Origin of the sequence: Streptomyces sp. NBC_00400 (assembly GCF_036048035.1) — a bacterium.
In the GTDB taxonomy this organism is placed as follows: domain Bacteria; phylum Actinomycetota; class Actinomycetes; order Streptomycetales; family Streptomycetaceae; genus Streptomyces.
Genome location: NZ_CP107940.1, coordinates 330,455 through 352,424, shown reverse-complemented (window position 1 = coordinate 352,424; position 21,970 = coordinate 330,455). Strand labels below are relative to the sequence as shown.

The 21,970-nt window shown below is 72.2% G+C and carries 17 protein-coding genes; 12 read left to right on the top strand and 5 right to left on the bottom strand.

The annotated features are described in order from the left end of the window. Positions 1-128 precede the first annotated feature (128 nt). Positions 129-617 (top strand): acyl-CoA carboxylase epsilon subunit, encoded by a 489-nt coding sequence (locus OHS81_RS01550; protein ID WP_328381696.1) that lies wholly within the window; start codon positions 129-131, stop codon positions 615-617. A 57-nt stretch (positions 618-674) separates the two neighbouring features. On the opposite strand, the gene OHS81_RS01545 is transcribed toward OHS81_RS01550, so the two are convergent. Beyond that, positions 675-2,090 (bottom strand): MFS transporter, encoded by a 1,416-nt coding sequence (locus tag OHS81_RS01545; RefSeq protein WP_328381694.1) that lies wholly within the window; start codon positions 2,088-2,090, stop codon positions 675-677. 136 nt (positions 2,091-2,226) lie between these two features. Here OHS81_RS01545 and OHS81_RS01540 point away from each other — a divergent pair, with 136 nt between their 5' ends. The 4 genes from OHS81_RS01540 (at position 2,227) to OHS81_RS01525 (ending at position 6,952) form a co-directional block, all read left to right on the top strand. Next, positions 2,227-2,982, top strand: a complete 756-nt coding sequence (locus OHS81_RS01540; protein WP_328381692.1) for a helix-turn-helix domain-containing protein — start codon at positions 2,227-2,229, stop codon at positions 2,980-2,982. 185 nt (positions 2,983-3,167) lie between these two features. Next, on the top strand, positions 3,168-4,796 hold the full coding sequence (locus tag OHS81_RS01535) for an APC family permease (RefSeq protein WP_443058635.1): 1,629 nt from the start codon (positions 3,168-3,170) through the stop codon (positions 4,794-4,796). Positions 4,797-5,067: 271 nt separating this feature from the next. After that, positions 5,068-5,901 carry a PP2C family protein-serine/threonine phosphatase gene (locus tag OHS81_RS01530; protein WP_328381690.1) on the top strand — a complete coding sequence of 278 codons (834 nt, stop codon included), beginning with the start codon at positions 5,068-5,070 and terminating at the stop codon, positions 5,899-5,901. 64 nt (positions 5,902-5,965) lie between these two features. Beyond that, positions 5,966-6,952, top strand: a complete 987-nt coding sequence (locus tag OHS81_RS01525; RefSeq protein WP_328390832.1) for an MASE1 domain-containing protein — start codon at positions 5,966-5,968, stop codon at positions 6,950-6,952. Positions 6,953-7,010: 58 nt separating this feature from the next. On the opposite strand, the gene OHS81_RS01520 is transcribed toward OHS81_RS01525, so the two are convergent. Next, entirely contained in the window at positions 7,011-8,072 is a 1,062-nt protein-coding gene (locus OHS81_RS01520) for an ATP-dependent DNA ligase (RefSeq protein WP_328381688.1), read from the bottom strand. 117 nt (positions 8,073-8,189) lie between these two features. On the opposite strand from OHS81_RS01520, the gene ligD reads away from it, so the two are divergent. Continuing rightward, the gene (gene ligD / locus OHS81_RS01515) at positions 8,190-9,203 is read left to right on the top strand and encodes a non-homologous end-joining DNA ligase (RefSeq protein ID WP_328381686.1); all 1,014 of its coding nucleotides are present in this window, start codon (positions 8,190-8,192) and stop codon (positions 9,201-9,203) included. A 94-nt stretch (positions 9,204-9,297) separates the two neighbouring features. On the opposite strand, the gene OHS81_RS01510 is transcribed toward ligD, so the two are convergent. Continuing rightward, positions 9,298-10,230, bottom strand: coding sequence for an EamA family transporter (locus OHS81_RS01510; RefSeq protein ID WP_328381684.1), 933 nt, complete (start codon positions 10,228-10,230; stop codon positions 9,298-9,300). 418 nt (positions 10,231-10,648) lie between these two features. On the opposite strand from OHS81_RS01510, the gene OHS81_RS01505 reads away from it, so the two are divergent. After that, positions 10,649-10,993, top strand: coding sequence for a hypothetical protein (locus OHS81_RS01505; RefSeq protein WP_328381683.1), 345 nt, complete (start codon positions 10,649-10,651; stop codon positions 10,991-10,993). Between the two features lie 55 nt (positions 10,994-11,048). On the opposite strand, the gene OHS81_RS01500 is transcribed toward OHS81_RS01505, so the two are convergent. Next, entirely contained in the window at positions 11,049-12,593 is a 1,545-nt protein-coding gene (locus OHS81_RS01500; RefSeq protein WP_328381681.1) for an AMP-binding protein, read from the bottom strand. 471 nt (positions 12,594-13,064) lie between these two features. On the opposite strand from OHS81_RS01500, the gene OHS81_RS01495 reads away from it, so the two are divergent. Both OHS81_RS01495 and OHS81_RS01490 read left to right on the top strand, forming a co-directional pair. Further along, the gene (locus OHS81_RS01495; protein ID WP_328381679.1) at positions 13,065-15,149 is read left to right on the top strand and encodes a SpoIIE family protein phosphatase; all 2,085 of its coding nucleotides are present in this window, start codon (positions 13,065-13,067) and stop codon (positions 15,147-15,149) included. Between the two features lie 318 nt (positions 15,150-15,467). Beyond that, positions 15,468-16,913 carry an APC family permease gene (locus OHS81_RS01490; RefSeq protein WP_328381677.1) on the top strand — a complete coding sequence of 482 codons (1,446 nt, stop codon included), beginning with the start codon at positions 15,468-15,470 and terminating at the stop codon, positions 16,911-16,913. Between the two features lie 69 nt (positions 16,914-16,982). Here OHS81_RS01490 and OHS81_RS01485 read toward each other — a convergent pair whose 3' ends face one another. Then, positions 16,983-17,321: a hypothetical protein gene (locus OHS81_RS01485; RefSeq protein WP_328381675.1), complete on the bottom strand. Its 339-nt coding sequence runs from the start codon at positions 17,319-17,321 to the stop codon at positions 16,983-16,985. 448 nt (positions 17,322-17,769) lie between these two features. Here OHS81_RS01485 and OHS81_RS01480 point away from each other — a divergent pair, with 448 nt between their 5' ends. From OHS81_RS01480 to OHS81_RS01470, 3 genes are all read left to right on the top strand, one after another. Further along, a complete protein-coding gene (locus OHS81_RS01480) occupies positions 17,770-20,499 on the top strand; it encodes a SpoIIE family protein phosphatase (protein WP_328381673.1) in 2,730 nt (909 codons plus the stop codon). A 52-nt stretch (positions 20,500-20,551) separates the two neighbouring features. Then, entirely contained in the window at positions 20,552-20,947 is a 396-nt protein-coding gene (locus OHS81_RS01475; RefSeq protein ID WP_328381672.1) for an SHOCT domain-containing protein, read from the top strand. Between the two features lie 151 nt (positions 20,948-21,098). Continuing rightward, positions 21,099-21,935 carry a DeoR/GlpR family DNA-binding transcription regulator gene (locus tag OHS81_RS01470; protein ID WP_328381670.1) on the top strand — a complete coding sequence of 279 codons (837 nt, stop codon included), beginning with the start codon at positions 21,099-21,101 and terminating at the stop codon, positions 21,933-21,935. The last annotated feature ends 35 nt before the right edge of the window (positions 21,936-21,970 follow it).

The window sequence follows — 21,970 nt, the reverse complement described above, 5'->3', positions numbered from 1 at the left end:
GCTCCCCGCGCGACAGGGCCCCGGAGCGCTTCTAGCGTCGGCCCTGTGACCTGCCCGGACACGGCACACGGCAACGCCGGGGCCGCCGGTCACCTACCGCGCTCCACCACCGATCCGACGGACCCCACATGAGCACATCCACCGACGCGAGCACAGTCATCGGCGAGGCCAGACCCGCCGGTGACGGCACCTCCACCGAGGCGAGTGAAGACCTCGGTGCAGCCGCCGTCACCGACGAGGGCACGGCCGTCGGCGCGGACACGGTCACGGGCGAGCCCGCATCCGTTGCTGCGGACACCCGTGCCGAGGAGCGCGGGGCCACCGACGAGAGCACGGTGGCCGGGGACGCCTCGGCAGTGGCCGAGGGCAGGGCCGTCGACATCGCCGCGCCGGTCGACGAGGGGGTGCCGCCCGATGACCCGCCCGCATCCTGGCTGCGTATCGAGAGGGGCCATGCCGAGCCCGAGGAAATCGCGGCGATCAGCGTTGTGCTGTGCGCGCAACTCGCCGGTCTGCGCGCCCTCGCCGAGCCCGGCCACGCCGAGGAGCGGTCCGCCGCCCGGCGGCCCCACGGCCGGCACACCGCGTGCTGGTCGGGCTGCTGGAGCTGCGGCTGACCCCCCGGCGGGTGCACCTCCGGCGCGCGATTCCCGCCCGGCCGCCGGCCTCGCCCGTCACGTCCGCCGCTCCCGCGTCCGGTGGCCGGCCCGGCCGGTGCCCGGGATGCAGCGGGCGGAGAGGACCGCCGCGACGAGGAAGCCCGCGGCGCCGATGCCCACCGCGGTGTGCAGGCCCGGCACGAGACCGCCGGCCAGCAGCGTGCCGAAGAGCGCGACTCCGAGGGCGCTGCCGATCTGCCGTGCGGCGTTGAACACGGCGGCCGCGGCACCGCTGCGCTCGCCCGGCGCGGCCTCCATCACGGCCGCCGTGGAGGCCGGCATGGTCAGCGCGGTACCGAAGCCGGCGCAGGCCATGGGCGCCACCAGCGCGAGATACGGCGTGTCAGGGCCGGCCACCAGCCACCCGGCCAGTCCGGCCGCGCCCACCACCAGCCCCGCCACCATGGGCGGCCGCGGCCCGGTGCGGGCCGTGATCCGTCCGGCCAGCGCGGAGCCGGCGGCCACCACTCCGACCGCGGGCAGCAGCGCGCATCCGGTCCGCAGGGCGCTGTAGTGGTGCACTCCCTGGAAGTACAGCGGGGCGAGGAACAACAGCCCGTAGAAGCCGGTGTTGAGCAGCACGCCGATGACCGCCGAGGCCGAGAAGGCGCGGGCGCGGAAGAGCGCGAGGGGCAGCATCGGGGCGGGTGAGCGCCGCTCCAGTACCAGGAAGGCGGCGAGTCCGACGAGGCACCCGGCGAAGGCGCCGAGGACGGCCGGATGCGTCCAGCCCAGCGCCCCGGCCTCGATGCATCCGGTGACCAGCCCGGCCAGGCACACCGCCGCCGCGCTCTGGGCCGGGAGGTCCAGGCCCCGGTGGCCACGCCGGGCGGGGGAGCGGGGGACGTGACGGGAGGCGAGGAACAGTGCGGCGAGGCCGACGGGGAGATTGAGGAAGAACACCGCCCGCCAGCCGAGCCCGGCGACCAGGACGCCGCCCAGGACGGGACCGGCCCCGGCGGCGAGGCCCGCGACGGTCCCCCAGATACCGAACGCGCGGGCCCGCGCCGCCCGGCCGGGGTACGCGGTCCGCAGCAGCGCCAGCGAGGCCGGCACCATCAGCGCCGCGCCCAGCCCCTGTACCAGCCGGGCCAGGACCAGCACGGTGGCGGTGGGCGCCAGCGCGCACCCGGCGGAGGCGAGGGTGAACACCACCAGGCCGCTCAGGAACACCGCCCTGCCGCCCAGCCGGTCGCCGAGTCCGCCGCAGAAGAGCAGCAGCCCGGCGAACACCAGGGTGTAGCCGTCCACCACCCATTGGAGGCCGGTCACCCCGGTGTGCAGGGCGGTGCCGACCGCCGGGAGAGCGACCGTGACGACGGTGACGTCCAGGATGACCATGAAGTACCCCAGGCACACGGCGACGAGCGGCAGCGGCGTGAGCCGGTCCGTGGTCCGTGGTGCTGCGGTGGGTGCGCAGAGCGTGGGCATACGGCCAGTGTTCTGCCGGATCCGTACGGCAGGCGCCGAAACGTTCTCGCGCCAAGGGGAGCCCCCCCCAGGGCCCGGCCGGAGCGGGAGAACGTTTCGCCCTCTGCCGAAGCGTGTGCGGCGTACCGTCGGGGACATGGATGCCCCGACCGAGACCGACGTGGCCCATGTCGCGGCGGCGATCGGTGACCCCTCCCGCGCCAAGGTGCTGCTGGCCCTCGCCGGCGGCGGCGCGCTGCCGGCCGGCGCCCTCGCCGCCGAGGCCGGGGTCAGCAACTCCACCATCAGCGGCCATCTGGCCAAGCTCCTCGACGCACGGCTGCTGACCGTCGAGCTCGACGGCCGCCACCGCTACTACCGGCTCGCCACCACGGACGTCGCCCGCGCTCTCGAACAGCTCGCCCTGATCGCCCGTCCTCTGCCGGTGCGGTCCCTGAACGCCGACACCCGCGCCAAGGCGCTGTGGCGCGCGCGCCTCTGCTACGACCACCTGGCGGGGCGGCTCGGCGTCGCCGTGATGAGCGCCCTCCAGGAGCGGGACATCCTCGCCGCCGAGCGGACAGTGCGGAGTGAGGGCGCCACGAACCCGGAGGCGGGCGCCGCCGCCCCGGACATCGTCTACGTCCTCACTCCGCACGGCCGCCAGGAGCTGACCGCCTTCGGCGTCGAGACGGACCGCCTCCCCCGCCGCCGGGCGTCCGTCCGCTACTGCGTCGACTGGGCCGAGCAGCGCCACCACCTGGCCGGCGCGCTCGGTACCGCGCTCACCGCCCGGCTGTTCGCCCTGGAATGGCTCCGTCACGGTAAGTACCGCCGCGTCGTCCATCTCACCGACGCCGGGCGGGACGGCCTGGCGACGACCTTCGGCGTCCCGGTCGACCGGGTCGGGTGAGGCAGTCCGCCGCGGGGCGTCCGTGACGGAACGGGGCGCACCCTCCGGTATCCCCTGACTGCGCTGCGTGTTCGGCCGATGCGCTGTGCGCAGGAAGTGTCCGCTGGTGGAGCGGAAGATTCCTCTTCGGCGATCGTCGAGTAGGGTCCGGCGAGCCGGAACAGTGAATCAAGGAGGCCGCTTTCGTGACGGAGCGTCAGGTATCAGGTGGAGGCGACGGGGCCGGCGCCCCACAAGTGCTGGCGCAGGAGCGCCGATTGCGCCGTGACCTGGGCTTCTGGGGGCTGACGGGCATCGGCTTCTCCAATATCGTCGGTTCCGGCTGGCTGTTCGCCGCCCTGTACGCGGCACAGACGGCCGGCCCCGCGGCGCTGCTGTCCTGGATCGGGGCCGGGCTGCTGTGCGGCCTGGTCGCCCTGGTCATGATCGAACTCGGCGCCACCCGCCCGGAGGGCGGCGGCACGGTCCGCTGGCCGCTGTTCGCCAGCGGCCGGCTCGTCGGCACCCTCATCGGCTGGTCGACGATGCTGTCGGTGGGCGGCACCGCCGCCGAGATCAGCGCGATCATGCAGTACGCCGCGCACTACCTGCCGGGCATCTACAACGGCCAGACCCTCACCCTGGCCGGACTGGCCCTGGCCACCGGACTCAGCGTGGTGCTGACGGTGCTGAACTGGTTCGCGGTGCGGATGTTCGCCCAACTCAACAACCTGATCTCGGTGTTCAAGATCCTGGTCCCGGTGATCACCGTGGTGGCGCTGATCGCCTCCGGCTGGCACTCCGGCCGGCTGACGGACCACGGCGGCTTCGCACCGTACGGCTATGTCGCCTGTCTGACCGCGCTGGCCGGCGGCGGCATCGTCTACTCCGTCAACGGCTTCCAGGCGCCGCTGGACTTCTCGGGCGAGACCCGCAACCCCCGCCGGACCATCCCCGCCGCGGTCCTCACCGCCATCGGCCTCGCCGTCGCCATGTACCTGGCGCTGCAGCTGGCGTTCCTCTTCACCGTCCCCGAGCATCTGCTCGGCCACGGCTGGCAGGGGGTCTCCTTCGACTCGCCGTTCGGCCAGCTCGCGCTGATCCTCAACCTGCACTGGCTCGCCGGCCTGCTCTACGCGGACGCGGTGATCTCGCCCGGCGGTTCGGCGTACGTGGGCGTCGCGATCGACGCGCGGCACACCTATGCGCTCGCCAAGAACGGCACCATCCCCCGGTACTTCATGAAGGTCAACGAGCGGTTCGGCATCCCGCGCCGGGCCCTGGTGATCAACCTCCTCGTCATCGTGATCTTCTTGCTGCCGTTCGGCGGCTGGCAGGACATCGTGAGCGTCATGGGCGATATGTACCTGCTGATCTATGCCGCCTCGGCGGTCGCGGTCGCGGTGTTCCGCGCCGAGCCGGGCGGCCACACCGCCGGCTGGGTCCCCGGGCTGCGCTGGATCGCACCGCTCAGCTTCGTGGTGGCCAGCGAATTCGTCTACTGGTCGGGCTGGGACGACCTGCGCCTCGCACTGCCCCTCGTCCTCGGCGGCCTGCTGATCTTCCTGGTCATGCGCCGCCCCGGTGTGCGCGTCGAGGACGACGGCGCCGGCCCGAGCCGTCCGCTCGGTGCCGAACTCCGCACCGGTGCCTGGCTGGTGGTCTACCTCGTCGCCCTGACCGTGGTCTCCGGGCTGGGCACGTTCGGGGGATCCGGCCGGCTGCCGGCACCGTACGACTCGGTCACCGTGGCCGTCCTGGCGCTGGCGGTCTTCTTCTGGGCCGTACGGTCCGGCGTCCGGCATCTGGCGGTGGCCCGCCCGGCGGACGCCTGAGTCCGGCCGTTGAGTCCGGCCGTGGGACGCGGCGGTGGGCCGGACGACCCGGCAGTCATGATCGTCCGGGTGGCCGCCCGCCGCCTGCCGCCGCCCCGGCCCCCGGCCCCCGCCCCTCCCGGCCGTCAAGCGGAAGTCCCCCCGCAGAAATAAGATGAATCGGGAGAGGCGGGCTCCACCGGAGCCCCATCAGGCCAGGTCAGGCGGCCACCGCGGACTGCCGTACGGGCACGCTCCCTGGCGGGCACACCGATGCACCTGGGAGCGGCCCATGCTGCGGCGTCGTCCCCCGCGGTCGGCGAGCGCCGACGACCTGCTGACCACGCTCGGACGGCTGACCGCCCAGGCACGGGAGGGCGCCGAGAAGCAGCGGGCGCGCGTGGAGCTGGCCGAGGCGCTGCAGCGCGAGATGCTGCCGGCCGCGCTGCCGGGGGTGCCGGGGCTGCGCGCCGCCGCCACCTACGTACCCGCCCGGCACGGACTGGACATCGGGGGTGACTGGTACGACGGCTTCCGCCTGTCCGACGGGTCGCTCGCCTTCTGCATCGGTGATGTGCAGGGGCACGACGTCGAGGCGGCCGCCTTCATGGGACAGATCCGCTTCGGGCTGCGGGCCGTCGCCGGCCATGCCGCCGACCCGGGCGAGGTGCTGAGCCGGGCCAACGACCTGCTGCTCTCGGTCGACTGCGGGCTCTTCGCGACCTGCACCTTCGTCCGCTTCGACCCGGCCGCCTGGGAGCTGTGCAGCGCCCGGGCCGGTCATGTACCGGCTGTCTGGGCCACCACCGACGGCCGCTCCGGCCTCGCCGACGACCCCGGGGGCCTGCCGCTGGGCATCATGCCGGGCGAGTGTTACCCGGTGTCCCACCACCGGTTCGCCACCGCGGGGGCGTTCGTGCTGCTCACCGACGGTGTGGTCGAGGGCCCTTCCTTCCCGATAGAGGTGGGGCTGACGCAGGTGACCCGCCTGGTCAGCGCCAACGCCGATGGCGATCCGGCCACGGTGGCCGATGTGGCGATCAGCGTGGCCGAGTTCACCGGGCACACCGATGACTCGGCGGTGCTCGTACTGCGCTTCGACGCGGTCCCGCCCGAAGCCGGGTGAAGCGCGGCCCCGGACGTGCGTGTCGCAGCCGGCGCCCGGCCCCCGGCGTTGTCTGATGGCTGATGTGGTGCGCACCGAGGAACTTCGCCGACTTGCACCAGCAGTACTGACGACCCTCGGCCTCGCCGGCGTCTACTACGCGTCCGCCCGGATCGGCCTGCTGGAGCAGGTGGTCATCTCGGGTGCCGTGGTCACGCCGCTGTGGCCGCCGACGGGCATCTCCCTGAGCTGTCTGCTCCTCCTGGGCCTGCGGACCTGGCCGGGCATCGCCCTCGGCACCCTCGCGGTCGTCGCCACGATCAACCCGCTCGATGTCTCGGTCCTCGGGATCATGGCGGGCAACACCCTGGCCCCGGTGTGCGCCTTCTGGATGCTCCGCCGGGTGGGCTTCCGCACCGCACTCGACCGGCTGCGCGACGGGGTGGCGCTGGTCGCCCTCGGCGCCTTCGCCGGGATGCTGATCAGCGCCACGCTGGGCACCGGGATGCTGTACCTCAAAGGCGCCCTGCCGGGCGGCGGCTTCTGGCGGACCTGGGTGGCCTGGTGGGTGGGCGACGCGATGGGCATTCTCGTCATCACCCCGCTCATCCTCGTCTGCCGCACGATCCGGTGGCCCCGCGGCGTCCCCGGATACCGGTGGGCGGAGGCGGCGGCCCTGCTGGTCGCCACGGTTGCGGTCGCGGTCATGGCGACCCGCAGCGAGCTGTCGTTGCTCTTCCTGGTCTTCCCGGTGATCGTCTGGGCCGCGCTGCGCTTCCAGCTGGCGGGTGCCGCGCCCTGCGTGCTGCTGGTGTCCGTGCTCGTCATCAGGGCGGCGACGGCCCGCACCGGACCGTTCGAGGGCCAGAGCCTGCTGGAGGCGATGGTCAATCTGCAGGCCCTGAACGCGTCCGCGGCGCTCACCGCACTGCTGCTGTCGGCGATCGTCACCGAGCAGAACACCATCCGCCGCAAGATCGAGCAGGCCTGCGGCGAACTGGCCGACGTGGTGGACCGGCTGGCGCCGGGGGAGAGCCGGCGCCGCTGGCCGCCGGACGGTGACCCCACCTGACCTGACGTCGGGTGGCCACCGGCGCGCCGCGCCGCCCGGCCCGGCAGCACCTGCCCGGTCAGCCCGCCAGCAGCTGCCCCAGGTCGTACCCCACCGGCTCCTCCAGCTGGGCGTAGGTGCAGCTCTCCGGCGTACGGTCGGGACGCCAGTGCCGGAACTGGGCGGTGTGCCGGAACCTGCTGCCCTCCATGTGGTCGTAGGCGACCTCGCACACCCGCTCCGGACGCAGCGGCACCCACGACAGATCCTTGCCGCCGCTCCAACGGCTGGGCCCGCCCGGCATCCGCCGGGAGGCATGCGCCGCCTCGTCGGTCCACGCGCCCCATGGATGCCCCGAGGCCTCGTCCATCAGCAGCGGCGCCAGCTCCTCGACCAGCGCACGCCGCCTGGCCATGGGGAACGAGGCGCACACCCCGACGTGCTGCAGCTGCCCGTCGCCGTCGTACAGGCCCAGCAGCAGGGAACCCACCACCGGCCCGCTCTTGTGCAGCCGGTAGCCGGCGACCACACAGTCGGCGGTCCGGGCATGCTTGATCTTGAACATGGCACGGTCGCCGGGCCGGTACGGCAGACCGAGCGGCTTGGCGACCACCCCGTCCAGCCCCGCCCCCTCGAACTGGGTGAACCAGCGGCGCGCCAGCTCCTGATCCTTCGTCGCGGGCGCGGTGTACACCGGCGCCCCGGCCGGGCGCAGCGCCTCGACCAGGGCTTCCCGGCGTGCCGACTGCGGCTCGTGCAGCAGCGCATCGGAGCCGAGCGCCAGCAGGTCGAAGGCGACCAGCGAGGCGGGCGTCCGCGCGGCGAGGGTGCGGACCCGGGAGTCCGCCGGGTGGATGCGCTCCAGCAGCTCCTCGAAGTGCAGCCGGCCGTCATGGGCGATGACGATCTCGCCGTCGACGACGCAGCGCGGCGGCAGCTCGGCCCGTGCCGCGGTGACCACTTCGGGGAAGTAGCGGGTCAGCGACTTCGTCGTACGGCTGGCGATCTCGACGTCCTCGCCGTCCCGGAAGACGATGACGCGGAAGCCGTCCCACTTGGCCTCGTACAGCATGCCGGCGGGGATGTCGGCCACCGCCTTCGCGAGCATGGGGGAGACCGGGGGCATGACGGGCAGGTCCATGGTCCCGATCCTGGGGCCCGGCGCCGTATCCCGCGCGCCGGGGCGGCCGCTGCGCGGCCGGCCGGCCGCCGCCTCGCCCGGCGCGCGGCGGCGGCGTCCGGAACCTAGCGTGGAGTCATGGCCGGAGCCGGAGCTGTCGAACTGGACGTCGCGGGGCGCACCGTGCGCGTGTCCCACCCCGACAAGACGTATTACCCGGAGCGCGGATTCACCAAGCTGGACGTGGCGCAGTACTACCTCGCCGTCGCCGACGGGGTGCTGCGGGGGCTGCGCGACCGGCCCACCACCATGCAGCGCTTCCCCGACGGCGTCGAGGGCGAGTTCTTCTACCAGAAGCGGGCGCCCAAGGGGATGCCGGACTGGCTGCCCACCGCCCGTATCGCTTTCCCCAGCGGCCGCTTCGCCGACGAGATGTGCCCCACCGAGCCCGCGGCGGTCCTCTGGGCGGCCAATCTGGGGTGCCTGACGTTCCATCCGTGGCCCGTCCGGCGCGGTGACACCGAGCACCCCGACGAACTGCGCATCGACCTCGACCCGCAGCCCGGCACCGACTTCGCGGACGCCGTCCGGGTGGCCCACCTCCTGCGCGAGCTGCTGGCGGAACACGGGCTGCGCGGCTGGCCCAAGACGTCCGGCGGCCGCGGCGTGCACGTCTACGTACCGATCCACCCCCGCTGGACCTTCACCGAGGTCAGACGGGCCGCGATCACTCTGGCCCGGGCGCTGGAGCGCCGGAAGCCGGACTTGGTGACCTCGGCATGGTGGAAGGAGGAGCGCGGCGCGAAGGTCTTCGTCGACTACAACCAGATGGCCAGGGACCGGACCATCGCCTCCGCCTACTCGCTGCGCGCCCGGCCCCGGGCGACCGTCTCCACCCCGCTGCGCTGGGAGGAGCTGTCCGACGCCGCGCCCGAGGACTTCGATCTGCGGACGGTCCCCCCGCGGTTCGCCGAACTCGGCGATGTGCACGCGGACATGGCCGACCACGCCTTCGGCCTGGAGTCCGTTCTGGAACTCGCGGACCGTCAGGCGGCGGACGAAGGACTGGGTGACATGCCGTATCCGCCCGACCATCCGAAGATGCCGGGGGAGCCGTCCAGGGTCCAGCCGAGCCGCGCCCGCAAGAACTGACGCCGTGCGCCGCGCCGAAGCCGCGCTCCGCGAGAACGGAAGCCGTGCGCCGCGATCAGCTGACGGAAGGCGGTGCGCCGCGCGGCCGGGTCTGCTACCCGGCCTCCTCCCGTTGAGGCCGGGCGCTTTGGTGCTCCGGGCCATTCGCCGGTCCCGCGCCGCCCTGCCCGGTGTCGGCGCCGGCCGCCCGGCCCGCGCCGATGGAGGCCGCGGCCACGGCGGCGATGCCCAGACACTGCACCGGGCTGAGCCGCTGGCCGAGCAGCAGCAGCCCGGCCAGGGCGCCGGCTGCCGGTTCAAGGCTGGTCAGGATCCCGAAGACGCGCGGCGGGATCCGGCGCAGCGCCTCGAGGTTGCAGGAGTACGGCAGCACACTGGAGAGCACCGCCACTGCCGCCGCGAGCACCAGCACACCGGGGTCGAGCAGCCGGCTGCCGCCCTGGGCGACGCCGTAGGGGAGGCTGAGCAGTGCGCCCCAGGCAACGGCCAGGGCGAGGCCGCCACCGCCGCTGACCCGCCGGGCGAGCCGGGCCGAGACCAGGATGTACCCGGCCCAGCAGGTGCCGGCGAGCGCGGCGAGTCCGATGCCCGGAAGGCTGATCGGGAGGCCGCCCCCGCCCAGCAGCAGCACCCCGGTCGCGGCCAGCAGCGACCACCCCAGGTCGGCCGGGCGCCGCGAGGTGGCCAGCGCAATGGCGAACGGACCGAGGAACTCCAAGGTGGTGGCCGCGCCCAACGGGATCCGGCCCACGGCCTCGTAGTACGCGAGATGGTGCACGGCGAGCAGGGTGCCGGCCGCGACGACGAGGCTGAGGGTGCCGCGTGGCTGACGGCGCCACCGGGGCCGCCACAGTGCGCCCAGGATCACCGCGGCGATCACCAGCCGCAGCATCACCACCCCGGCGGGCCCGACGGCCGGATAGAGGCGCACCGAGAGCGCGGCCCCTCCCTGAAGGCCGACGATGCCGCCGCATACGAGCCCCGGTGCCGGGGCCTTCCCCAGGGCGCGCCCCACAACGGCGGTCACTGTCCGCTCCGGCGCCGTCCGCCCGGGCGCATCGAGCCTGCTGATCTGCCTCTCCCGTCTGTCCCGCCGCTTTTGCCGCTTCCGCCGGCGGACGCAGCCCCTCGCCCACGGCGGGGCACGGCACATCGCGATCGCGCACCACGTCCAGCAGCTTCTGGACCCAGGACTCCGCCTCGCTGACATGGCGGGTCGCCGTCCGGCCGCACCTCGGTGACGAACGTACCGTCATCGCGGCGCACTTCGAGGACCCGGGCCATGACTCCGACCAAGGCTTTCACCAGGCCCCTTTGCCGATCCATTACCGCTAACGGAGCAATTCTTGGGGCCGTTGGAGTGGCTGTCCGTCGTGTCTGCGGGGTTTGCGGCGGGGCGCGGTACTCATCAAATGTCAGATTTCCTGCCAAACAGGAGAAACGCAATGCGCAAGTTCATAGGCCGCTCCGTGGCCACCGCGGCCCTTGCCGCCGCTACCGTCCTCCCGCTCGCGGGCATAGCCTCGGCCACCCCGCAGGCGCCGGCCGCATCATCCAAGGGCGACCACCACGGTCGTCACCACCACGGTCGTCACCACCACAGGCACCACTGCCACCACCACGGCGGCTTCGACCGTTTCGGCTTCGGCGGCTTCGGCGGCCTCGGCGGCTTCGGCGGCCTTGGCGGCTTCGGCGGCTACAGCGGCTTCGGCGGCTTCGGCGGCTGCGGCTACGGCAACTATGGCTACGGCTTCGGGGGCTTCCCCTTCGGCCTGCTGGGCATCCTCTGACCGGCAGTAGCACTGACAGGCCGCCGCAGCCCTGGGCTGCGGCGGCTCGTCGCTGTCAGCCCGCGGTGCCGGCCTCCTGCTCGGCCCGCCGACGCAGCTCCTTCTTGTCGGGCTTTCCGGCATCGGTCAGCGGCAGTGCCTCGACAAAGGTGACCCGGGCCGGCTCGTACATCGCACCGCGCTCCGCGCAGACCATCTCGCGCAGCTGCTGCCCGTCGACGCTGCTGCCGGGCGCCCGCACCACCGCCGCGTGCACCCGTTCCATGCGGTCGGCGTCACGGACCCCGAACACGGCACTCTGCAGTACCTGCGGGTGCGAGTTCAGCAGGTCCTCCAGCTCCGTGGTGTACACATGGCCGCCGACCACGACGATCATGTCCTTGATCCGGTCGACGATCGTCAGGTACCCCTCCTCGTCGAGGAATCCGATGTCCCCGGTGTGCAGCCAGCCGTCCCGCAGGACCTCGGCGGTCAGCTCGGGCTGTTTCCAGTACCCCTTCATGATCATGTCGGAGCGGACACAGATCTCGCCGTGTTCACCGGCCGGCAGATCGCGCCCCGATTCGTCGCGGACCGCCACCTCGACATCGGGCAGCACCTTCCCCGCCGACCGCAGCCGCTCGGGGCGCTGCGGGTCGTGGTCCTCCTGGGTGAGCACGCTGATGCCGCCGGCCTCGTTCTGCCCGTAGCCCTGCATCAGCACCGGGCCGAACGCCCTTACCGCGTCGGCTATCCGGGCCGGGGACGCCTGGCAGCCGCCGTAGGTCAGCATCCGCAGGCTGGAGGTGTCGGTGTGCCGGGCGTCCGGGTGGTCCATCAGCTGGTAGAGCAGCGGCGGCAGCAGGAAGACATCGGTGATGCGCTCGCGTTCGATGGCGGCGAGCGCGGTGCCCGGGTCGAAGTCGTCGAGCAGTACGACCGTGCCGCCCGCGTGCAGCGTGCTGTCGGCCATCAGGCCCGCGGCGTGCGCGAGGGTGGTGCACACCAGCTGGCGGCGCTCGGTCTCCGGCTGCTGGAGCACCCCGTGGAACCAGCGTGCCTGCTCGAAGGTGGTGCAGATGCCCTTCGGGTGGCCGGTGGTGCCGCCGGTGTGGCGGATGGTGCAGACGTCGTCGGGCCGGGCCCGGCTCGCCAACGGCTCGTCGGACTGACCGGCCGCCAGCTCCAGCAGGTCCGTGCCCACCTTGGCGGGGCCGAGGACCAGCAATTCCGGAACCGGCGCCAACGCGGTGACTTCGGCGGCCCGTTCGGCATAGCGCGGATCGACGATCAGGGCGCGGGTCTCGACATCGCGGACGATGGCGGCCTGGGACTCGGCGGACAGCTTGTTGTAGAGGTAGTTGACCCGGGCGCCGACCAGGTTGGCCGCGTAACGGGCTGCGATGATCTCCGGGAGATTGCCGCTCAGGAGCGTGACGGTCGCTTCGCGGCCGACGCCCCGGGCGCACAGTGCCCGTGCCATGCGGTGGACCAGTGAGCGGAACTCGCCTGCCGTGACGCGGCGGCCTTGGTGTACCAGGACTTCGCGCCCCGGGTCGGCGCTAAGTACATCGAGGTTCTCCTCTACATAGGTGCGGAATGTCCGGGCGGCGTTGGGCATGATGTGAGGCTTCCTCCTGACGCCGGCGGGCGCAGTCGGCTACGCCGGATGTGATGTACATGAATTTGGTTGCTACAGGCAACCAAATGCAAGGATAGTCGCTGCAGATCAACATCTCCAAGTCGGCCTCCGGACTGGACTCCACGTCGGACGGGGGCGTGAGGAGAACCCCTGGCAAGCGCACCGGGGTGCCCGCCGCGCGCGGCCTGGCCACCGCTCCACGGGCCCGCCCCGAAAGCGCGTCCGAAATCATCGCACTGAATATCGTCAACACGGTCGCCCACCTGGGAACAGCGACGGATAATGCTCGCTCGCGCACGGGTCGCCGATGCCCTGCGGATCTCGCTCTCCCTGCAGGTCCGTCCCGTGTCGAGAGATGATGGAGACCAACGGAAGCACAGCGAGAACCGGCCGATGTACGGAGAGCGCCACGGCTGTCGGTCCGCGATGACCGGCGGAAGGAGTGCCTGGATGGGTGCGACCGACGCGTTCCCCGAAGGTGCCGCCCCGGTCGGGGCCACACCGGGGCAGCCCGGCGGCCTGCTGGATGTGCTGGGCGTGGCCGCCGTGATGCTGGATGCGGACGGGCGGATCACCCTGTGGAGCCCCCAGGCCGAGCAGCTTTTCGGCTGGAGCGCGAAGGAAGCGCTCGGCCGGCCCGCGGCGCAGCTGCTGGTCGGCCCGGAGCACTTCGATCTGGTCCTGGGTCTCTTCTCCCAGGTCATGGCGGGCGGCGAAAGCTGGGCAGGGGTCTTCCCGGTCCAGCACAAGGACGGCAGCACCCGGCTCGTCGAGTTCCGCAATATGCGGCTGCTGGACGAGCGCGGCGAGTCCTACGCCCTGGGCATCGCCACCGACCAGGCCGTGCTGCGGCGGGTCGAGCGGGATCTGGCGCTGTCCGTACGCCTCGTCGCCCAGTCACCGATCGGCCTGGCGGTCCTGGACACCGCGCTGCGCTTCGTCATGGTCAATCCGGCGCTGGAACGCATCAACGACCTGCCCGCCGACCAGCACATCGGTCGCGACGTCCGAGAAGCCCTGTCCTTTCTGGACACCGGCACCATCGTGTCCCAGATGCGCGAGGTGCTCGACACCGGAACCCCGCTGCTCGACCAGTTCACCGTCGGCCGGACCGCCGCCGACCCCCACGCCGACCGGGCCTGGTCGGTGTCGTACTACCGGCTGGAGGACCCGCACGGCCGGGTGCTGGGGCTGGCCACGTCGGTCGTGGACGTCACCGAGCAGCATCGCGCCGCCACCGAGGCCGCCCGCGCCCGCAGGCGGCTGGCCGTCATCGCCGACGCCTCCGCCACCGTCGGTACCACCCTCGACGTCGACCAGACCGCCCACGAACTGGCCGACGTCATCGTGCCCGAGCTGGCGGACCTGGCCGCGGTCGACGTCCTCGACGCCGTACTCGACGGCCGGCGCCCGACCTCGCTCTCCCGCGGCGGCCCGGCCCGCTTCCGGGCGCTCGCCGTGGCCACGGCCTACCCCACCGAGGCGGTCCGCGCCGCCGACCCCACCGGCCAGATCGCCTCCTACGAGGCCGACCGGCTGATCACCCGCTGTGTGACCGAAGCCCGTCCGGTGCGCATTCCCCACGTCGGCCCGGACGATCTGCCGCACATCGCACCGGACCAGCAGGGCGCCGCCCTCCTGGGAAAGGCCGGGCTGCACTCCTACCTCGCCGTACCGCTCATCGCCCGCGGCGAGGTCCTGGGCGCGCTGTCGCTGTACCGCGTCCGCAACCCGGAGCCCTTCGACGAGGACGATGCGGTGCTCGCGGTCGAGCTGGCCGCCCGGGCCGCGGTCTGCATCGACAACGCCCGCTCGTACCAGAGCGAACGCCGCACCGCGCTCACCCTCCAGCGCCATCTGATGAACCACCGGCCGCCACAGCCCACGGCCATGGAGATCGCCTACCGCTACCAGCCCGCCCAGGCGGCCAGCGAGGTCGGCGGTGACTGGTTCGACGCCATCCCGGTGACCGGCGACAAGACCGCGCTGGTGGTCGGCGACGTGATGGGCAGCGGCATCAACGCCGCCGCCACCATGGGCCAGTTGCGCACCACCACCCGCGCGCTGGCCGATCTCGACCTCGATCCGGCCGAAGTGCTCCGCCACCTCGATCACATCGCCGGCGGTCTCGATCCGGCCTTCGCCACCTGTCTGTACGCCGTCTACGACCCGCACCGCGCCCTGTGCCGGATCGCCGTCGCCGGGCATCTGCCCCCCATCGTGGTGCGCCCGGACCGGCCGCCCGAGCTGCTGGATCTGCCCACCGGTGCGCCGCTCGGCGTCGGGGGCGTCCCCTTCGAGCAGACCACGGTTCCGCTCCGCGACGGCGACCTGCTGGTGCTCTACACCGACGGGCTGATCGAAACCCGGGACCAGCCCATAGACGCGCGGCTGGACACCCTCCTGGAGCTGCTGGATCGGCCCGAGCGGGATCTGGAGGGCCTGTGCGACCGTCTCCTGGCCGCGCTGCGCGACGAGCACGACCACGACGATGTCGCGCTGCTCATCGCCCGGGTGCACGCGCTCGGGGACTGACCGCACGGGCAGCGGGTTTTGGTGGGACCGCAACGGATTCGCGCGGCGCGCCGCGCGAGGTCGCACTGCCCTTTCCGCCGCGGAATCCGGTTGTCTTCCGCGGGTGCAGCGTGGATAAGCACCCCGATGGCCTTGCTGAGCTTCGGATTTCGTTGTCCGAAGGCCTTAACAAGACCTTGACGTGAGTCGTCGGCAGGGGTTGTATTCGGTCACCGAAGCGAGACCTGAGGATGTCCGGGTTCGGATCGCTTTGCGGCGTTCTTCCGCCAAGACGCCACCCCTTCCTGCCGCCAGCATTGATGGGATACGGATACCGATATGCCCTACACGCCTGTTGCCTCCGCAGCTCCTGAGCGGGACACCCGCAGTGCGACGGTGAAAGACGCCTCCGGCGCCCCCCAGCTCACCCGGTCGATCGGTGTGGTCGGCGGCACCCTGCTCACGCTGTCCTGTCTGACCCCGGCATCCTCGCTCTTCGTGATCGTGCCGGACTCGTTCGCCAGCCTGGGCACGGGCACCGCGCTGACCATCGCCGTCGCGGCACTGCTGTGTATCGGCGTGGCCTTCACCTACTCCGAGCTCGGCACGCTGATACCGAGCTCGGGTGGCGAGTACGCGATGGTGGGCACGCTCATGGGCCGCCTCGCCGGGTGGCTGGTTTTCGTGCTCTCGCTGATCGTCGTCATGATCGTGCCGCCCATCATCGCCCTGGGCACCGCCGACTATCTGGCACCGATCATCCAACTGGATCCGCAGTACACCGCCGCCGCCGTGATGCTGCTGGCCACCGCCATGGGCCTGCTCGATCTGCGTGCCAACGCCTGGATCACCGGCATCTTCCTGGTGCTGGAGGTCGTCGCCTGCGCGGTGGTCGCCTTCCTCGGCTTCACTCACACCCACCGCTCCGCTTCCGTGCTCGTGCACCCCGTGATCGACGCCGGACACGGTCACAGCACCGCCGTCACCGCGGGTCTCATCGTGGCCGGGCTGGCCACCGCGCTCTTCATCCTGCAGGGCTTCTCCACCGCCGTGTACCTCGCCGAGGAGATGGAGAACCCCCGTCGCAACGTCTCCCGTACGGTGCTGTGGACCCTCGGCATCGGCGCCGCCGTGGTGCTGGTCCCGGTGGTCGCGATCACCCTCGGCGCCCCCGACCTGAAGACCCTCGGGGCCGGTGACGTCGCCGGCATGGTGCAGGGCTGGAGCAACTCGGGCGTCGGCACGTTCGTCAGCCTCTGCATCGCCCTGGCGATCATCAACGCGGCGATCGTGATGGTGATCCAGAACTCCCGTGTGGTGTTCTCCTCGGCGCGTGACGCGGCCTGGCCGACGGCCGTCAACCGCGTCTTCTCCCACGTCGGCCGGCGCTTCGGCTCGCCCTGGGCGGCAACCCTCGCGGTGGGTGTTCCCGGTGCGGCCCTGTGCTTCGTCAACCTCGACACCCTGAGCGAGGTCACCGGCGTGGCCGTGGCCGCGATGTATGTCTTCGTCGCGCTGGGCGCTCTGGTCTCGCGCCGCGGGGAGCACAAGCACCGGCCGGCCTGGCGGATGCCGCTGTGGCCCGCGGTCCCGGCGCTGCTGATCGTGGTGCTGGCGTGGGTGCTCTGCCAGCAGAGCACCACGAGCCTGGTCATCACCGGCCTCATCGTGGCCGTCGCCGCGCTGTACTGGCTGTGCTACCTGCGCCCGCGCCAGGAGACGCACTGGGTGATCGCGGTCCCCGAGGACGAGCAGGCTCCCGCACAGGCGCCGTCCGCGGCCTAGCTGTCTGCGCAGGGCCCCAGGCCCCACAACCGCCCGCCCGGGTCTGCACTCGGGCGGGCCTTCGCTTCTCTACTGACCGGCGGGCCGGGACAGCGCGAGCGCGTCCAGCAGAAGGCATACATGGTCGACGGCGTCCCGCCCGGGCGGGCCCTCGGCGGCCGGTCCCTCGTCGAGCAGCCCGGCGGTCTCCTGCAGCAGCTTCAGCAGCCGCTCGTCCGCGTCGGCCGCCGTTTCCGCGTGTGCCAGGGCGGACCGGATCTGCTCGCCCGTGAGCGGCTGACCGGTTTCGAGGAAGCGGTACAACGCCACGGCGGCTCGCCGGTCCGCGTCGTTCGGCTTCCACAGTCCGAGCGCGTGGTGGTCGATGAGCGCGGCCGCCTCGGCTCGGATCTCCTCGGGAACATGCATGCCCACGAACGTCTCATACCGCCTCGGCGGGGCGGATGGCGTCGCGGGGGTCCCGCTGCCGCCCGCCGGCCGGCGCGCTGTTCTCGGTGAGCGGGGCTGACCAGGCACGTTGTGTCCGCGCCCGGCTCACCCGACCGGCAGACGCCCGTCGGACAAGCGGCCGGGCCTGTGGGAAGAGTTACATGAACCATGCACGCTCTGGGCGATTTGTTCCCTGCGGCGTGGCGCGACAGGGGCGCCGCGTATGTCCCCTTCGTCGAAGAGGTTCGCCTATGCGCAGCGGGAAAACCTACCCGGGGGTCTTCCCGCCCTCTGGCGCCCGGCCCCGGATCACGGGACGATCCTCGAACAGCCCGTGAGGCCGCCCGGCGCAGCGCGGGCCCTGACTGCTGCTGCGCTCCGCATCGCGCGGCTCGCCCACCGTATGCGGGAGGTGTAGAAAGAGGACATGGCCGGACGCTACGGCCGCCCGCGTTCGGTTCTCAGGATGCGAACTGTCGCAGGTCAGGTCTTTCTCCTGCAGGTGGCGATCGTGGTGTTGCTCGTCGCCGCCGCCATCGCGGCGCTCGTGCTCCAGTCCAGGGCCGACGGAGACCGCGAGGCCCGCAACAGATCCGTCGCCGTGGCAGAGGCCTTCGCGAATGCGCCGGGCATCGAGGAAGCACTGAAAAGCGCCAATCCGACGCTGGTGCTGCAGCCGCGGACCGAGGCCGCCCGCAAGCGCTCCGAGGTCGACTTCATCGTCGTGATGAACACCCAGGGCATCCGCTACACCCACCCGATCCCCAACCGGATCGGCAAGAAGTTCGTCGGAACGCTGCAGCCGGCGCTGTCCGGCGGGGTGGTCACCGAGCGGATCACCGGAACCATCGGGCCCCTCGTCCAGGCCGTGGTGCCGGTCTTCGGCCACAGCGGCAAGGACAAGGGAAAGGTCGTCGGGCTGGTCTCCGCAGGGATCACCGTCAACCGGGTGAGCGGTGTCGTCGACGACCAGTTCCCCCTGCTGTTCGGTTCCGCCGCCGGCGTTCTCCTCCTCACCACCGGCGGCACGGCGCTGGTGAGCCGCCGCCTGCGGCGCCAGACCCATGGCCTGGGCCCCGCCGAGATGACCCGGATGTACGAGCACCACGACGCGGTGCTGCACGCGGTACGCGAAGGCGTGATCATCGTGGCCGGCGACGGCTGTCTGCTGCTGGTCAACGACGAGGCGCGCCGCCTGCTCGACCTGCCGCCGGACGTCGAAGGACGCCAGGTCGGCGACCTCGGGCTCGACCCCGCCACCGCCCGCCTGCTGGCCTCCGGCCGGGCCGCCACCGACGAGGTCCACCCGGTCGGCGAGCGGCTGCTGGCGATCAACCAGCGCTCCACGGACCAGGCGGGCGGACCACCCGGCAGCGTGACGACGCTGCGGGACACCACAGAGCTCCGGGCGCTCACCGGCCGGGCCGATGTGGCCCGCGGCCGGCTGAAGCTGCTCTACGACGCCGGCACGGAGATCGGCACCACGCTCGACGTGGTGCGCACCTGCGAGGAGCTCGCGGAATTCGGCGCGACCCGTTTCGCCGATATCGTCACCGTCGACGTGGCCGAGGACGTGCTGATCGGCGAGGAGCCCACGCCCCCCACCGGCGCGGCCATCGAGATGCGGCGGACGGCCACCAGCGGCGCCCCGGCGGACAGCGGCCTCTACCCCGTCGGCAAGCTGATCCGGTTCGAGCAGGCCACCACCCTTGGCGCCAGCCTCACCAGCGGAAAAGCGGCCCTCGAAGCGGATCTGGCGGCGTTCTCCGGCTGGCATCTGCAAAGTCCCGGCCGGGCCAGGAAGATCGTCGCGCACGGCATCCATTCGAGGATCGCGGTCCCGCTGCGGGCCCGCGGCGTGGTCCTCGGCGTGGCGATCTTCTGGCGTTCGGACAAACCGGAACCGTTCGAGGACGAGGAGCTCTCCCTCGCCGAGGAACTGGTCGCCCGCGCGGCGGTCAGCATCGACAACGCCCGCCGCTACACCCGCGAGCACACCATGGCCGTCACCCTGCAGCGCAGTCTGCTGCCGCGCGGGCTGCCCGAGCAGAACGCCGTGGAGGCCGCCTACCGCTATCTCCCCGCACAGGCCGGGCTCGGCGGGCTCGGCGGCGTCGGCGGCGACTGGTTCGACATCATCCCGCTGCCCGGCGCCCGGGTGGCGCTCGTCGTCGGCGATGTGGTGGGACACGGACTGCACGCCGCCGCCACGATGGGCCGGCTGCGCACGGCCGTGCACAACTTCGCCAACCTGGACCTGCCGCCCGACGAGATCCTCTGGCACCTCGACGAACTCGTCACCCGTATCGACCAGGACGAGAGCGCCGAGGAGGCCGAGGGCTCGGTCACCGGAGCCACCTGCCTCTATGCGATCTACGACCCGGCGTCCGGGAACTGCACCATGGCGCGCGCCGGGCACGTCCAGCCCATGTTCGTGCTGCCGGACGGCACCGCGGAGGTCGCCGATGTGCCCGGCGGCCCGCCCCTCGGCCTGGGCGGTCTGCCGTTCGAGACCTGGCAGCGGCAACTGCCCGAGGAGAGCCGTCTGGTGCTCTTCACCGACGGACTCGTCGAGGACCGGGACCGGGACCTCGACGAGGGCATGGCGCTGCTGAGCCGTACGCTGTCCGGCGGGCCGGGCCGGACACCGGACGAGACCTGTGAGGCGGTGCTCGGTGCGCTGCTGCCGGAGCGCCCCAGCGATGACATCGCGCTGCTGGTGGCCCGCACGCGGGTGCTGGGCACCGGGCACGTCGCCGACTGGGACGTGCCGCCCGACCCCTCGGCCGTGGCCCAGATACGGGCCGCCGCGGTCCGCAAGCTGATCGAATGGGGCCTGGCGGAGGAGGCGTTCACCGCCGAGCTGATCCTCAGCGAGCTGGTCACCAACTCCATCCGGTACGCCGCGGGGCCCATCCGCGTACGGCTGATCCGTGACACCTCCCTGATCTGCGAGGTCTCCGACCGCAGCAGCACCTCTCCGCATCTGCGGCAGGCCGCCTCGATGGACGAGGGCGGCCGCGGCCTCTTCCTGGTCGCCCAGCTGGCGGAACGCTGGGGAACCCGCTACACGAGCGGCGGCAAGGTCATCTGGACGGAGCAGGCGCTCACCGGCCTCGATCTGGTCGCGGAGGAGACCGACGGCGGGGATGCTTGAGCCGAGGGACGGACGAGTCCGGGGGCCCGAGTGAGTGCCTGAGGAGGCCGTGATGGATTACCCGCTGCTCAACGCCTTCTGGACCATGTGCCTGATCTTCCTGTGGATCCTGTGGCTGATCCTGCTGTTCAGGATCATCGGCGACATCTTCCGCAGCCGTGACCTCAACAACTGGGCCAAGACGGGGTGGCTGATCCTGGTGATCGTGCTGCCCTTCCTGGGCGTCTTCATCTATGTCATCGCGCGCGGCCACGGCATGAGCGAACGGGAGGTCGCGCAGGCCGAACGGCAGCAGAAGCAACTGCGGGCCTACCTCAGGGACACCGCCGCGACCGGTGGTGAGGCGGGCGGGCATGCCGACGCCCTGGCGAAGCTCGCCGATCTGAAGAACCACGGCGACATCACGGAGGAGGAGTTCCAGAAGGCCAAGGCGAAGATCCTCGCCTGAACCGCGGCCCCGTCCCGGCGGATGGCTCCTGCCGGGGCCTCCTCGGCCGGCTGCTCGACTGCTAACCTCGAATTGCGCGAAACACGCAACTTCGAGGGGTGTCCCGCGCGGGGCGCCCTGCAGGCGACGGCAGGCAGAGGCGGGCAGCGAAGTGACCAGTGGGGAACGCTCGGCCACCCGGCGCCGACGCGAGCGGATGGTGGAACTCCTCGGCGCCGGCGACATCAGCGTGCACGACCTCGCCGCCGAGTTCGACGTCTCGCTGTCCACCGTCCGCCGGGACCTCGCCACCCTCGCCGCGCTCGGCCGGATCACCCGTACCTACGGCGGCGCGGTCGACCACCGGGCGGTGGAGCGCTCCTGGCACGACAAGGAACGCGAACAGCGGGGCGAGAAGGACGCCATCGCCCGCACCGCCGCGGCGCTGGTCCGCGCCGGCGACGTCGTCCTCCTCGACGCGGGCACCACCGTCGCCCGGCTGGCCCATGAGCTGCGGGACCGCGGCGACCTCACGATCGTCACCAACGGCCTTTCCACGCTCGTCGAGCTGGCGGACGCGGAGGTGGAGGTGGTGGTGCTCGGCGGCCGGCTGCGGCGCCCCAACGAGTCGCTGCTGGGCACCCGGACCGATCAGGCGCTGCGCCGGCTCACCCCGGACATCGCCTTCCTCGGTGTCGACGGTCTCGATCCCCGCCGCGGCATCAACTGCCCCGACCCCGAACAGGCCGCGCTGAAGGAGACGATGGCCGAGTGCGCCCGGGCCGCCTGGGTGCTCGCCGACCACTCCAAGCTCGGCGGGGGAGAAAGCGGGGGCGGGAGCGGCGTCGGGGGATTCCCCTACTGGGCGGCGATGCCGGCCGGTACGGGCCTGATCTCCGGGGGCGGCGAGCGGGAGCTGGCCGCCTTCACGGACGAGGGATGGCCGGTGTGCGCCGCCGTGGACGGTGGCCCGGCGCCCGTCGGGAGCGCCCGACCGCACACCTCTTGACAGTCCGTTCGACGAGTCGCCACTCTGAATTGCGT

Bases quoted from the DNA above. Each gene is read 5' to 3' on its own strand.
- OHS81_RS01520 (WP_328381688.1), bottom strand. From the start codon at position 8,072: ATGGACCTGCCCGTCATGCCCCCGGTCTCCCCCATGCTCGCGAAGGCG.
- OHS81_RS01540 (WP_328381692.1), top strand. From the start codon at position 2,227: ATGGATGCCCCGACCGAGACCGACGTGGCCCATGTCGCGGCGGCGATC.
- OHS81_RS01495 (WP_328381679.1), top strand. From the start codon at position 13,065: ATGGGTGCGACCGACGCGTTCCCCGAAGGTGCCGCCCCGGTCGGGGCC.
- OHS81_RS01475 (WP_328381672.1), top strand. From the start codon at position 20,552: ATGGATTACCCGCTGCTCAACGCCTTCTGGACCATGTGCCTGATCTTC.
- OHS81_RS01530 (WP_328381690.1), top strand. From the start codon at position 5,068: ATGCTGCGGCGTCGTCCCCCGCGGTCGGCGAGCGCCGACGACCTGCTG.
- OHS81_RS01485 (WP_328381675.1), bottom strand. From the start codon at position 17,321: ATGCATGTTCCCGAGGAGATCCGAGCCGAGGCGGCCGCGCTCATCGAC.
- OHS81_RS01490 (WP_328381677.1), top strand. From the start codon at position 15,468: ATGCCCTACACGCCTGTTGCCTCCGCAGCTCCTGAGCGGGACACCCGC.
- OHS81_RS01505 (WP_328381683.1), top strand. From the start codon at position 10,649: ATGCGCAAGTTCATAGGCCGCTCCGTGGCCACCGCGGCCCTTGCCGCC.
- OHS81_RS01500 (WP_328381681.1), bottom strand. From the start codon at position 12,593: ATGCCCAACGCCGCCCGGACATTCCGCACCTATGTAGAGGAGAACCTC.
- ligD (WP_328381686.1), top strand. From the start codon at position 8,190: ATGGCCGGAGCCGGAGCTGTCGAACTGGACGTCGCGGGGCGCACCGTG.
- OHS81_RS01480 (WP_328381673.1), top strand. From the start codon at position 17,770: ATGGCCGGACGCTACGGCCGCCCGCGTTCGGTTCTCAGGATGCGAACT.
- OHS81_RS01545 (WP_328381694.1), bottom strand. From the start codon at position 2,090: ATGCCCACGCTCTGCGCACCCACCGCAGCACCACGGACCACGGACCGG.
- OHS81_RS01550 (WP_328381696.1), top strand. From the start codon at position 129: ATGAGCACATCCACCGACGCGAGCACAGTCATCGGCGAGGCCAGACCC.